Source organism: Caldithrix abyssi DSM 13497 (genome assembly GCF_001886815.1).
Taxonomy (GTDB): Bacteria; Calditrichota; Calditrichia; order Calditrichales; family Calditrichaceae; genus Caldithrix; species Caldithrix abyssi.
This window is the reverse complement of the sequence record NZ_CP018099.1, coordinates 2,188,877-2,203,332: the sequence shown is the minus strand read 5'-3', so window position 1 is coordinate 2,203,332 and position 14,456 is coordinate 2,188,877. Positions and strand designations below refer to the sequence as shown.

The following is a 14,456-nucleotide window of genomic DNA, read 5'->3' as shown; positions in this document are numbered from 1 at the left end:
AAGGACAGATTGTGTTTAAAAATTTAAAATGGAAGAAGTTGCTCATCTTTGCCTTTTTGGGTATGGCGGCCGGCTACGCTTATTATTATTTCATTGGTTGCGCTGGCAATAGCTGCCCAATTACCAGCAATCCCTATTTAATGACCGGTTACGGACTGGGCGCAGGCCTGGTTTTAGGCTGGGACAACAAAAAAACAAAAAAAGACGACAAGGAAGAAAATAAATAATGGATGTTTTGTTTTACATTGTAATGGTATTTGTAGGTTTTATTGTGTTCATTCAAATTTATGCCCGCGTACAGGGTCTGATGAAGCGAGGCAAAGAGATTCCTCCAATCGACGGGAAAATTGGCAACGCGCTGGCACAAAACGCCACCACTCTGCTCTATTTTTACACGCCCACCTGCTCGGCCTGCAAGGTGATGACGCCAGTAATCGATCGTTTGCAGACAGAATTTAAAAATATCTTAAAAATAAATCTGGCCAGCGATCTGGAAATCGGTAAAAAATTTGGCATCATGGGCACCCCATCGCTGGTGCTGGTAAAAGACAATAAAATTCAGTCCTTTGTTGTCGGAGCTAAAAACGAAACATTCATCCGCAAGCTTTTGAATAATCATCAATGATTAACGGAAAAAAGCTTGTGTATTTTACATAAACTTTGCGACAGGGCGTCAATTAAAGGATTGGTGTAAAATCTCCCTCATAGAGCGGTTCTATCGTTCTTTTGGTTTGCTTTCCCGCGCCTTCGTCCATGATAATACGATGCCCAAAATAATGGCAAAACGGAATGATGTTTCCCAATCCACGGTTCCTGTTCCATGAACGATGAGACTGTACAAAAAAGTCACTATTGCAGTTACCACCAGAGTCACGGCAAATGTGGTTACAAAGTACATTAGCAATTCTTTTTTGTTCATTTTTCGATCTCCTTTTGTTTGGTAAAATGGCCTAAATTAAAGGTTACACAGGGCATAAAGGCGGTGTTACAGTTAGCATTCTCATAATTTTTTCTCCTGTCATTATTCCTTTGTATTCGTTCTTTAAAGTTTCGATCAATCTTCCTTTATTGCAAAGGCTAACCGCAAATTTACGAAATTTTATTTTTTCTAATCCACAAAATAAGTAATTGAAAATAAAACTGGTAAATTAAAGTCGATAAACTGGAACTGCAGGAATAAAGTAATTTAACCACTGTAAATCGATATTAATTTACAAATAACAAAAAGAAAGTCAAACATAACCGGCCGATTTATCATTTTTTTTGGGTCGTGTTTAAAAAGAAAGAATCGTTGTACAAAGAAAAGATGGACAATGAGAAAATCCTGATGAAAATCCTTCCCCGGACTTGCCCTTAACCAATAAACCCGCAATCGGAATTACAGACCGAGTATTTGAATAGTGTAAGGGATGCCTCATCCCGCAATGGTGGAATAATCTTTTGTGGGAAGTATTTTAATATGGGCACTTGTCATTTTAAATCCGCCCCGGCAGGATCTAACAATCTTGTAACTACTATAAATACCTTAGGTTATTCGACTCTTGCCAGAGCGGAATTATCAGATTGACAACCATAATTTAATTTTGCAGAAGTTTTAAATCATTCTTGTTTTGCTTCGATCACCGTGTAGTCATTCGTTACAATTAAATCAGCCAGCGGGCGCAGCGATTGAACCACTTTGTGCTCTTGTTCCAATACCTGAAGTCGAAACTCGTCTTGCGGTTCCTTTCCTCGTAATAATTGCGCCTTTTTGGTGTCGTGATAGGTTAAGGTAATAAAAATACGCAAATCGACGTCAGCTTTTAAAGAGTAAAGCCCTTCAACAATCAAGTAATCGATAGGTTTAAAATCGGTGATTAGTTCATCGGTTAGGTCTGTCAGTAAATCAACACAGGGCATTTTCGCCTTTTTACCTTCTTTAAATTCACGAATATTTTTATTGATCAATTCCCAATTGATTTCATTAAGACCAATCTTATCCACTCCATGTTTTTTACGCCAGGCCGTCTTTTCTTGTGGAGGGATTTTATAATAATTATCAATATGTAAAATTTTGGCTAATTTGCCGTGTTGTCTAATTTTTCGTCCCAGAACGTGTGCCAATTCGGATTTGCCTGCTCCTGATTCACCGCTAATACCAATCACAGTTCGATTGGAGTTTAAAGGTAATAGTCTTTGCAGTATTTGCTCTGCCGCCTTATAGTGCATGTCCTTTAACAACAAAACGTCTTCTAACATTTACGTTTTCTCCTCTACAGTTCAATTTCAACATACTTATTGTCACCAAAGTGAATTTTATTTTTCTTTATATAAACTGCGCCAATTTTGGTTTCCGGAGATGTTTTTGTGATTTTCAATTTTTTATGTGTTATCTTAATATGGTACTCTTGCTTTTGATAGCGTACCCAAAAGCTAATGCCGCGCCAACCTGCAGGTAAATTCGGCTCAAGATAAATTTTATCATCTTTAAAATGCAGACCGGCGTAATTTTTCAGGATCAGCAAAACCGACCCAGCCATAACGCCGGTATGAATACCTTCTTTGGTGGTGCCCCCCTGTACATCGTGAAAATCACTTTTCAGTGATTCCATAAAATAATTGTAGCTTAAAGATTCATATCCCGCCTGGAATGCAATTCGAGAATGCACCAATTTACTCAGTGTAGAGCCATGCGAAGTGTACTTAATGTAATAGTCGAAATTCTTTTTCAACAGCTGCTCAGATGGCATAAACCCGGCCTGGATAAGTAAACGATGAATTTCGTTTTCGTGTAAATTATAAAACGTCATTAACGTATCGGCCTGTTTAATTACTTTATAGTCATTAGGATTTTTCCCTTCGGCCTTAAGAATGCGATCCATACGGCTGATATTACGGTATTTTCTGGCGTATTCCTTTAGATCTATTTCTTTAAGGTCAAAAAATCCCTCAAATTGTTCTAAAATATTTTCGCGAGAAAGAGGAATGGATAAATGATTTTTAATGTTACGCCACTCATCCAACTCTTTTTCATTCAGGTCAATCTTTTTGAACAGTTTCATTTTATCTTCAGTCGGCAGCAAATCAAGAATATTAAAGGCCCGATCAATAGCCCATAGTACCATAATATTGGTGTAACTATTGTTCTTAAGGCCGCCCGAGTTTGCGCCGGGATATGCTTCGTGATATTCATCAGGCCCCATAACTCCGTCAATGTTGTAACGTCCAGATTTTGATTCGAAATCTGCTTTGCTTGCCCAGAACCGGCAGATTTCAAGAAACATTTCTGCGCCGTAGTCGCTTAAGAATTTAAGATCGCCCGTAAATTGATAATAATTGAAAATATTATAGGCAATTGCGAGAGAAACATGACGCTGCAGACGGCTGTAATCATCATCCCATTTTCCGGATAAAGGATTAAGATGCAATGTCTGTGTTTCTTCTCTGCCATCGCTACCGCTTTGCCAGGGGAACATGGCCCCTTGATAACCATGCTCTGCGGCGTAAGCGCGTGCCTGATCCAGTCGCCGATATCGGTACATTAATACCGATCTGGCAGTTCGCGGGAAGTGCATAAAATAGATGGGCAAAATAAAAAGCTCGTCCCAAAAAATGTGCCCACGGTAGGCTTCACCGTGTAATCCCCGGGCGGGTATGCCGGCGTCTATTTGAGCATTATGTGGAGAGGCCGTAATCATTAAATGATAAAGATTCAATCTGACCAATTTCTGGGTCAGTCGCTGCCCTTCTAATTGGATATCGATTTTTTTCCATATTTTTGACCAGGCTTTTTTACTTTCATTGTAAAGTTCCTCAAAGCTATTTACCTGATTGATTTCATTTTCCGCAGACAATTTTGGATGATCTTCTTCTTTACTGGTATAAATGGCAACAATTTTCTCTACGGTAAGAGGCGTATTTTTTTTGCCTTTAATCTGTAGGGTCGATTTTACAGAGCCAGGATCGGTTGTAATTTCAACTGGTGAGTTAACTGGTTGTCCATTGATTTTAATGAAAAGGCGCGCGGCAACAGCCAATTTTATTTTGGATTGATTGGTGCGTACAACCAAAAAACTCTTTTCCTTCTCCCCTCCCTGATCAATCGTTTCCCAATGTTTTGAATTTAACTGACTATATCGTTTTACGCCGCCGTTAATCACCTGCCCGTCCAGTTCGGAGCGGATGGTAATATCGGAATTGTAATTAAGAGGAGTGATGGTGTATTTTAGCGCAGCGAGGTGCGGTTTAGCCATGCTGATAAAACGCACTGACTGGATCAGGGTTTCTCGTCCTTTGTTGTCTTTTACAATCACTTTTCGGTAAAGCGAACCGTCGCGAAAATCCAGTCGTCGTTCAAATACTATAATTTCAACTTTGTTTAAATCGAGCCACTGGCCATTGGCGATTTTAAAAGTAAGCGGCAACCAGTTAGGACAATTCACAAAATCTTCATTCTGCACTTCTCTGCCGCTTACTATGGAGGTTAAGCGATTATATAAACCGGCCAGATAAGTTCCCGGGTAGTTTATGCCATTGGCTTTCGTTTCTTCCAGCGCGCCGCGAGTGCCCATATAACCATTGCCAACAGTATGTAAAGCTTCGCGTGTGCCTTCTTTCTCAGGATCGTAGTTGAAGTACGTAAGCGTCCATTGATCGTTTTGTAAGCCAGTGGTAAACCAGTTATTTAAATCGTTTAAAGAGATTTCCGCCAAATCGCTCACTACAATATCGGCGCCATTTAATCTTAATTCCATTTCATTATTTTCGCGGGCCACGCCCACAACCAGACCAAATTGTCCGTTTTGCCCGGCTTGCACGCCCGATACAGCATCTTCAACAATAATGGCTTTGTGGTAATCAACGCCCATATTATCGCAGGCCTTTTTAAAGATATCTGGATGCGGTTTGCCTTTTAGACCGAGCCGGGCTGACACCAATCCGTCCACAATGGTTTCAAAAAAGTCAATTAGTCCGGCGGCTTTTAATATCTTTTCACAATTTTTGCTTGATGAAGCCACGCCGACTTTAACGCCGTTTTTTAATAGTTCTTTAATAAAATCTACGGTTGAATCAAAAATTACCAGATTGCCTTCGTCAATCAGCCGATTAAAAATTTCGTTTTTGCGATTCCCCAGGCCGCATATGGTATTTTTCCCGGGATCATCTTGCGGATCGCCAAAGGGCAAATCGATATTGCGTGATTTTAGAAAAGCAGCGACGCCATCAAAGCGCGGTTTACCGTCAACAAAAGGTAAATAATCGTTGTTATGGGTAAATTCACGGAACGGCTCACCGCTTTGTTCCGCATACTCTCTTAGAAATTCGTCAAACATTTGCTTCCATGCGGCGCTATGCACAGAAGCGGTTTGTGTAATAACACCGTCAAGATCAAAAACAACGGCATCAAATTTAAATTCGGGCATGGATGCACTACCTCCAGACTAAAGTTCAAGTCAAAAGCCATTATTTACACATTTTCTTCTTTTTTGATGGTATCCGCAGGGTCACTTGTCGCTTCACGCCACCAGATGGGCGTAAGAGCCAGCGCGATAACCACATAGAGTAAAGGGAAAAATAGCGACGTATCTGGCGTGGGAATCAGCAATTTTCCGACTCCGATTAACATCAAAAATAATGAGGCGGCGGCAAAAAAAGTTATTTTAATTTCTTTAAATAACTTTTTAACAGGCACTGTGGCATTGTCGCCCACCAGTACAGCCGTTTTACGCCAGAACCCCACGGGGCGTGTTTTTTTGTAAAAAGCCACTAAAACAGATGGATCGGTTTTGGGCGTAAAGAAAGTTACCAGTATGGCCGTTGTGGTGGAAACCAGAGCCATGGTTCCCAGCCGAATCCACTCAACGTCTGTTACCACAAGGAGAATCGGCGCCACAATTAAAGAAACTATAATGGCGGCCAGTTCGGAGAACAGATTAATGCGCTCCCACAGCCATCGTAGTACCAATACCGATCCCATTCCCGCACCGAAAAGCAGAGAAATAAACCAGGCCGTTTGAATAGAGCTCAAGTTTGCCATAATAGTAAGCGCAATGAGCAAAATAAAAATATTAGACAAGCGGGCGGCAAAGACCAGTTCGCTGTTTTTCGGCTGCCGTTTAAGCCATTTGTTACAAATCAGGCGCTGGTAAATATCGTTGCTCCAATAACTGGCACCCCAATTTAAATGGGTATCAATGGTAGAAGCCAGCGCGGCCAACATGGCGGTAAGCATAATGCCTCTAATACCAATGGGAAGGATGTCATTAATTCCGGTAACAAAAAGAATTTCGCGAGTGGCGGCAAAATTACTTCCGGCCGCATCTGCAGGTGTAAACGGATAAAAGACGAGTAAACTTACGCCGATGATAAGCCAGATTAAACTTCTTAAAAAAATTTGCATCCACGAAAAAACCAGCGCCGCAATGCGTGCGTCGCGGTCTGTGGAACAAGCCATTGAACGCTGCGCCAGGTAACCGGTTCCGTCGCTATTCATCTGAAAAAACCACTGTAAACCGATTATTATTAAAAAAGGAAGCAACATCTCGCCGCCGGTTGGCGCAAAAGATAGCATTTTATCAGCCATGTCAACGCCATAAAGGGCAACCACTTTATCTACAATGGCGCCAATTCCACCAATATGTCGTACAACCTCGATGGCGTATATTAAAGTTCCGACCATTGCCAGGCTAAACTGCACGACATCGGTAGAGATCACGCTGCGCAAGCCCCCCGTAGTTGAGTAAAGCGTGGTAAAACCGACGATTACTAAAATACTAATAATGTTATTGGTGGTGGCAACAATAGGATCCAGCTTTGCAACGCTGCTCCCCAACGAAATGCCCGATGCCGTAGTAATGTTCAAGAAAAAATTGTAAATTCCTGATGGAAGCCACAAATGCCAGGGTAAAAAAACTTCTGCAATCCGGACAGCGGCTACTAACACCATGGCCATTACCACACAATTGATCACTGTCCCGTAGTAGATTGCTTTTACCACTCTTAACGGTAAAACGCCTTTTCCGCTGTACCGAACCTCTGTTAATTCGGCATCTGTTAAAACCCCTGCGCGGCGCCAACCAATGGAAAAAATGAATCCCAACATCAAAAAGGCAATCCCATATATCCACAGTCGCCAGAGCATAAAAATGCCGCTGGTGGCAATTAAACCGGTAACCAGTAAAGGCGTATCCGCAGCAAATTGTGTTGCTGCCATGCTAAATCCAGCCCGCCATCCGCTTATCGTCCTGCCCGCTAAAAAATACTCGTTTAGGTTTTGAGAAGCTTTCTTTTTTGCTATAAATCCCGATGAAATTGAATAGATTACAAATGCTAATACAATTAGTAAATCAATCATAAACTTCCTTCAATTATGGATTTAATTAGGTAAAAATGGTAGCGAAGTTTTTTTAATTTTAATCAAACAGCCTTTTATTATTATTTGAATCAAAGATACCGGGGCCGTAAAACGACCCCAGCATCCCAGTGTTTTTTAATAACATTTACAAACACCTGCCTGGTTTATACGCTTGCATAATTACTCATGCCTGGCAGGAGTATGTTTTACGTTTTTTGATTTAAAAATCATGAATGACCGAAAATCGAATTGAACGGCCAAATATGGGCCGCCCGTTGGCTGCCATCGGATCCCGCGGATCGCCTTCGGTCAAGCCTTCGGAATTGTTCAAATTATCGATATAGACCTGAAAAGAAATATTGCCAGGCGTAGAAACAATTACACCTGCATCAATTTTAGTGTATCCATCCAATTGAAAGACATTATCTCTGGAATCCCAGCGTTTTCCAACCGAGCGAATAGCGCCGTAAATAGTTGCATTGAGCTTACCTAAAGCCAGATTATAGCTTGGCGCAATTCTGAACTGCCAGTCTGGTTGACGCCAGATGGAGTTTCCGACAACTTCTGGAGCAACATCAGCCTCGGTGATCTCTCCTTTTTGATAGGTGGCGATAGCGCGTAGCATAAAATTTTGCACTGAAAACACACCGTCGAGCTCAATTCCAATCGTTCTGGTATTAAGTAAAGCAGCTTCTCTTTTTGCGCCCACATCTCCGTCAAAAACGTAAACCTGATTCATAAAACCCGTGGCAAACAGGCTGAAAAGTTGTGAATCATATTTTAAACCAAGTTCGTATTGTTTAAAATCATTGGCTTCAACATCACCGTTATTATCAATACTGTATTTGCCTTCTCGAAGCATATCAAAATGGGGGAATTGATAACTGTCGGAATACCGTACAAAGGTTCCGAGCACGGGAGAAAGATCGTAATTAACCGCAGCCGTAAATGCATAGTCTTTCCCTTTAGTCGAAACAGTTTTATCGATGATGCCATCGGGAATACTGCCATGATCGAGCGTGTACTCCAGGTCTATCCATTCGTAACGAGCGCCGATGTCCACTCGCAGGGCCGGCATAACTTTCCACGAATCAGCCAGATAGCCAGCAAATACTCTGGCATCGCCTGCGGAATTTAAGCCATAATTCCACGGTCCGCCGCCGCCATGCGCTGCAATGGAATCAGCGGGAATACCGTCTAAGATATCGCCATTGGCGATATTTTCAACGGGTATATGATTACCCAGAGTCCAAAAATCCTTTGCCGTCCAGCGCGCCTGATACACTCCGAAAGTTATATTATGATTTTTCCATTCTTTATTAATACTTAGATCGTTTGTAATAGACTGAATATTTTTGAGAACTACCCAATGGCCGTAATTTTGCACATAATCCGTTCCTTTCAGTACTTTTCCGCTTCTGGTTTTTACTGTAGCCAAACCCAGCGCAGAAACGGGTATGGGGTTACCATTAGGCACAAAACCAAATGTATTGGCATCGCCTGAGGTGTAGGTCAAAACATCGGTGATCGTCCAGCCACCACCGAGATCAAAGTTGGCGTTCAGTCCACTTATGCTGCCGTTCCAGCCACGACCATTAGCAAAATCAAACGTAGCGCTATCGCCCTGAGCGTTAATCTGAAGAGTGCGGAAACGGGTGGCATTCCCCAATGGTGAAAATGTGCCCAGATCATTTCCTGTATTAAGCGCCATTGGTAATACCCATTGACCATAATCATTCGTTAAACGCGTAAAAACATTCAAAGCGCCTCTTTTAAACAGTTTGGTTAATTGAACGGTCAGTTGTCGGCCATTTTCCGAATTAAACTGTGTGTTTCTAATTCCGGGAGATGTTTTAACATAACCGCCAACCATATAATAAAGATTTTTCGCAATTTTACCGCTCATGTAGCCGCCAAAACGTTGCAGATAATAGTCGGATGTTTCATATTTCAACCGTCCTTCGGTTTTCTCGCCGCCTTTTCTTAAATTGAAATTTACGGTCATGCCCGGTTCAGCATTAGAAAAAACGGCATTCGGACCGCCGCGCGTAACCTCTGTTAGTGCTACCGTTTCATCGATCCGAAAAATTGAGCTTTGTTCAAAAAAGGATAGGGTTTCCACTCCGTATGTGGGACCTCCGTTAATAGAGATGGTCACAAAGGGCGCATCGCCAGAAGACGGCAAACCACGCACAAAAATGTTGGCACCAGCAACGCCGCCGGAGCTTTCGGACCAGACGCCCGGGATTGCGTCTAAAAGACTTGCCGTGCTACTGGGAGACAACCGGTTAATTTGTGTGGCATCAATAGTGTTTATGGCAAAGCTGGCGTCCTTTTTACGTATCCCTATTCCGCCGGGCGTACCAATAACAACTACCGCGTCCAATAGTAAGGGGTCTTCCACCATTTTGATATCTTGTTTCACGGTTTCATTTTCTTTTACGGTTATTTTAATTTTAACCGTTTTATACCCTACAGAACTGGCTACCAGAGTATAATCCCCGGCAGGAACACGATCGATAAAATACATTCCGTTGGCGTCAGTAGCGGCGCCGATGGTGGTGTTTTCGAGATAAACATTTACTCCTACCATCGGACCTTTTTCGCTGGTTACCGAACCGGCGATTTTTCCTGTGCCCTGAGCGTTGGTCAAAGTTGCCGATGCCAATAAAATAATTAGAAATTGATAAAAAAACTTCATATTTTCCTCCTGTGGTTGATGACAAGTCACGTTTTGAAAAAATGTTGTCTTGTTGTCAATCCAAGAGATAAGCGACCCGCCTGGCGGAAGACGGATAAGAAATCTCACGTTCTTTGGCGGGAACATGATTTCTTATCTTTTCGGAACGTCAGGCGACGTCGTTTATCCTGATTCGAGTTAAATAGCCTATCAATCGAATCAAACATTATTTTTGCTTTGTTAGGAAACAATAATATTGAAAAACTATTCTTGGCTTCATCTCCTCCTCAGTTTGGTTGTACATAATCATTTCGAAACGCATAACTTAAGATAAACATTGATGATAGCCCCTCCTTTTTTAGTTAAACTTACATTAATTATAAAGTTAAAGTTAAACTTAAATTGACAAAACGCCCCAGGATGGGTCTTGCCATGAACACATTTTGGCGGCGGTTGGCAAATTCCTGCTCAATTCGTGGATTGCCTTCGGTTAAGCCAAGAGTGTTGGTTAAATTCGAGATATTGACTCCCAATCGAATTTTGTTTTCAAAAAACTTATAAGAAGCGCCGGCCGAAATTAGATTATAACCGGGCAAGACCGCCGTGTTGGCATCGTCAACAAAACGTTCGCCGATGAACTGCCAACTGTAAAAAATATTAAACCCCTTGTAGCTATAAGATGGCCTGAAGTCAATTATAAATTGCGGAATACGACGTACCCGATTGCCGCTTAAATTTTTATAAGTAACCGCTCCGGTTTCGGGATCAATTTTGTTGCTTATTAATTCCAGCAATCGGGGATCTTGGATTGTGCCAATTAAATTTAAATGTAAACCGCTTGCAGGGATAAATACGGCTTCAAATTCAAGGCCAATGGTTCGGCTTTTTGCAAAGCGCTTTTCATGGACGATGCGACCATTTTTAAAAACTTCGTCAATAAAGGGGATATTATTTATATGACTAAAGAAAACCGAACTAAACAAAGAAAATTGTGGGCTGGCAACTTTTAAACCGCCTTCTATCTGATAAATATATTGCGATTTCCCCCTGTTTTCGGAAAAAATCCACTGTTCAAAATCGGGCGTTCTAAAGCCGCGACTAAGCCGTCCATATAAAGCCAAATGGTGATTAATGCTGTAATTTCCACCAAATGAAAAAGCCCATTCATTAAATTTATGCTGATAATAGCGGAAAGTGCTATCGCCAAAAATAACGTTTCGCTCGGCCTCAGTTTCGCCATCGCCGATAATATAATCGTCTCTGGTATTTTCTACTTTTCCCTTAAAAAGATGTGATTCCAGGCGTACGCCCATATCAAGCCGCAGTTTTTTTGTAGCCTGCCATTCGTCTGTAAAATAGGTTGAATAAACAGTGGCATGGCTCATAGCATTAACATAAAAGCTACCATACTGTTCAAAACCGTTGTCCGTTACTTGATAAACCACCTCGCCATCAGCATTTAGCCCGACCAGGTCCAAAAGGCGAGGGGCGTCTTTAACTTCGGTTAAGATATTATGCCAGTACCAAAAATCTCCGGCGCTATATTTACTGAAATATCCCGCTAAACTAATTTTGTGTTCGCCAAATTTTTTATTGATTTGCAAATTGTTTACAAAATTTTTTAATGGTTTCGAGATCGTCCACCATCCATTTAAAGCAACTAATCCGTTGTTATTTAAGCTGGATATGTTTTTAATCGGTGCGCCATTATCGACAAACCGATACTCCCAACGTGCGATTTCAGGCTTATCAGATAGATGTTTAATAGAGTCTGCAAAAAATGAGGCGTTAAATGGCGTTTCCAGAGGGAAAATAGCATTAAAATCAATATCTGTTTTCATAACACGAAAATTGTTCTGAATGCTCCAGCCTTTTCCAAAATCGTACACATATTCAAGGGTAAAGGACATCAATTCGGGATGGATACCATCTCGGATATCACGCTGGTAGATATTCCCAAAAGGGCTGGGGAAGGAAGTTTTAGCAGCATGGACACTGGTCATAGTTCCGTAATTAGCATTTAAGCCGGGTATTGATTCGGGGTCATTCGGATTTTGCAAAGGAATAGGTAAATAGAAGATGTTCCTATCGTTCAGGTATTTTCCATAGACTCTAAAATAGCCTTTTTTAAAAAGGCGGGTTATATTTAATTTTATTTGCCCGCCGCTGTTGCCCGTAAAATGAGCCGAGCGGACGCCCTGGCTGTGCCGGAAAAAACCGCCCACGTTAAACTTAAAATTTTCTGACAGGGGCCCGCCATAATTAAAATCCAGGCGTTTAAAATCGTGCGTACCGGCCGATAATTTAATGATTACTTCGCGCCTGTTGCCGCCGGTTTTGCTAATAAAATTAATGACACCGCCCGGGGCATTGCTGGCGTAAATGGAACTTGTTCCACCGCGTACGCCTTCCATGCTTTTCACACTTTCATCCAGGCGCATCATAATATCGATATTGGCAAATGCTAATTCCGGAGCTTCAAAAATTGGCAAGCCGTCTTCATACATGGCCACATAACGATAGGAGCCATCCTGGGGAATTCCACGAGGAAATAAATTGTTGGATACTTCGCCTCCGGAACTTTCCACATAAAACCCTGGAATAACTTTCAACAATTCAGCCGTACTTTGAGGCGCGCGCTCAGCTATCTGTTTGCTATTGGCCGTGGTTATGGCCACACTGGATTCCAATTTCATAAAAGGATTTCGGCAGGCCACGGTTACAATTTCTTCCATATCGAGTATATCCGGCTCAAGGAAGAAGTTTTTATCTACAATTCCACCCGCTGGCACTTTAACAAGAAAAGATTTTGCTTTGTACCCAATCATTTGCGCTGAAACAAGGTATTCGCCTTTTTTAAGTTCATCAAAAATATAGGCGCCTTTATTATCGGCAATGTCCATCAGCTTAACATTTACCAGTATGACCTCGGCACCTGGTAAGGGATTTCCATCACTGTCTGTTACAAATCCTCTTATCTTACCAAAGCTCGTTTTACTGAACGCTTTCTTTATGATTACAAAGGTTTTTTTACCCACAAGCTTGTATTGCAGATGATGTTTTTTTAAAATATTTTGCAGATCCTTAAAGATATTTCCGGAAAATTCTTTGATTAGCGGCGTCTTTAAACCATTTACGATTTGATTTTCATAAACAAAATAAACGTCATATTTTTTCTCTAACATCCGAAAAACTTTTTCCAGAGGAATCTGATACTCTATGGAATCATCCATACTTTTAATGAAAGGTTTGTTTTTAGAAATTTCCTGAGAAATTGCCAGAACAAACAAAAGTTTACCGCAAAGTATCGTTGTTATTAAAAGACGCATATTGTATAAACGCACTATTTTATTAAATTAAATATTTGATTTTTCAAAGATTACCTTATTCCCTTCCACGCTAACCGGAACCTGTAATACACTGGATAAGGTTTTTATAATGAAATCCAGACTGTTGTTTTCAATTGATCCGGTGATGGTTTTCTTTAATAACTGCTGGTCTTTTAATTCAACCTCAACGCCATACGTTTCTTTAAGACGAGCAACGATCTCTTCCAATGAAGTATTATTTAATATGAGCTGGTCCTTCCACCAAGATGCCTGCAAAGAGCTAATATTGTTTTGCGGTTTCAGTACTTTGGCTTTTTGTGTAAAGCGCAAACACTGACCGGCCTTCATTATTATACTGGTAGAAATTTTAAAATTATCCGATTTATCTCTGGCCATTACTTTAACTATGCCTTTAAGCAAAGCAACCTTTGTTTGATGTTTTCTGGAACTAACTGTAAAGCTGGTACCAATGACAGAAATTAAGCCTTCATCGGTAACCACAGTAAAATCGTGTTGAGGCCCAGCCGGTTTCCGGGTAACCTCAAAATACGCTTCACCATGTAGATATAGTTCTCTTTTGGTCTCTGGCGTCAAATTTTTTGGATACTTTAAGATAGAATTGCTATTAAGAATTATTTTTGAACCATCTTCTAAATGAAGCGTAATTCGCTGTCCATATTTTGTGGTAACAGTGGTAAATTCATCACCAAAAGAAAAGTTTAGAATGGAGAAATTTAAATGAAATACGATGAGAAGAACAGCGGCAGCAGAAATAGCAGCCGCCCCCAGTTTCCAGAAAAGTTGTCTATTCATAGTTAAAATAGTGGGACGAGACTTGCTGCATTTAGGCTTACATTGATCGTTCTGCATATTTAGTCGGTTAAAAAGTTTATTTAATTCGCTATGTACGTTGGGTAACGGATATTTTTTGAATTGCGCCGCTTGCCAAAGTTCTAATGCCTGGCGATACATCGCTTCATTTTGAGGACCTTCGCCAAGCCATCTGGACCATTTTTCGTTATCTTCTTCGCTTCCGTTGCCAGAAAGCCACCTTTGAAAACTTTCATCGCTAAGTAATGCGTCTACTAATTTTTCATTGGTTTTGTATTTCATT

At 41.1% G+C, this 14,456-nt stretch carries 9 protein-coding genes; 2 read left to right on the top strand and 7 right to left on the bottom strand.

Annotation, left to right across the window (positions count from 1 at the left end; translation table 11 throughout):
* Positions 1-11: 11 nt before the first annotated feature.
* Both Cabys_RS08590 and Cabys_RS08585 read left to right on the top strand, forming a co-directional pair.
* Positions 12-227 carry a hypothetical protein gene (locus Cabys_RS08590; protein ID WP_006929943.1) on the top strand — a complete coding sequence of 72 codons (216 nt, stop codon included), beginning with the start codon at positions 12-14 and terminating at the stop codon, positions 225-227.
* The gene (locus Cabys_RS08585) at positions 227-625 is read left to right on the top strand and encodes a thioredoxin family protein (protein WP_006929942.1); all 399 of its coding nucleotides are present in this window, start codon (positions 227-229) and stop codon (positions 623-625) included. Before Cabys_RS08590 ends, Cabys_RS08585 begins: the two co-directional genes overlap by 1 nt.
* 90 nt (positions 626-715) lie before the next feature.
* On the opposite strand, the gene Cabys_RS08580 is transcribed toward Cabys_RS08585, so the two are convergent.
* The 7 genes from Cabys_RS08580 to Cabys_RS08550 form a co-directional block, all read right to left on the bottom strand.
* Complete coding sequence (locus tag Cabys_RS08580; protein ID WP_006929941.1) at positions 716-919, bottom strand: hypothetical protein; 204 nt, start codon at positions 917-919, stop codon at positions 716-718.
* Between the two features lie 680 nt (positions 920-1,599).
* A complete protein-coding gene (locus Cabys_RS08575) occupies positions 1,600-2,238 on the bottom strand; it encodes a uridine kinase family protein (RefSeq protein ID WP_006929940.1) in 639 nt (212 codons plus the stop codon).
* A 14-nt stretch (positions 2,239-2,252) separates the two neighbouring features.
* A complete protein-coding gene (locus Cabys_RS08570; RefSeq protein WP_006929939.1) occupies positions 2,253-5,402 on the bottom strand; it encodes a beta-phosphoglucomutase family hydrolase in 3,150 nt (1,049 codons plus the stop codon).
* Positions 5,403-5,446: 44 nt separating this feature from the next.
* A complete protein-coding gene (locus Cabys_RS08565) occupies positions 5,447-7,333 on the bottom strand; it encodes a sodium:solute symporter family protein (RefSeq protein ID WP_006929938.1) in 1,887 nt (628 codons plus the stop codon).
* Between the two features lie 220 nt (positions 7,334-7,553).
* A complete protein-coding gene (locus Cabys_RS08560; protein WP_006929937.1) occupies positions 7,554-10,034 on the bottom strand; it encodes a TonB-dependent receptor in 2,481 nt (826 codons plus the stop codon).
* Between the two features lie 356 nt (positions 10,035-10,390).
* Positions 10,391-13,357, bottom strand: a complete 2,967-nt coding sequence (locus tag Cabys_RS08555) for a TonB-dependent receptor domain-containing protein (RefSeq protein ID WP_150125325.1) — start codon at positions 13,355-13,357, stop codon at positions 10,391-10,393.
* 12 nt (positions 13,358-13,369) lie between these two features.
* Positions 13,370-14,455: a FecR family protein gene (locus tag Cabys_RS08550; RefSeq protein ID WP_006929935.1), complete on the bottom strand. Its 1,086-nt coding sequence runs from the start codon at positions 14,453-14,455 to the stop codon at positions 13,370-13,372.
* Position 14,456 lies beyond the last annotated feature (1 nt).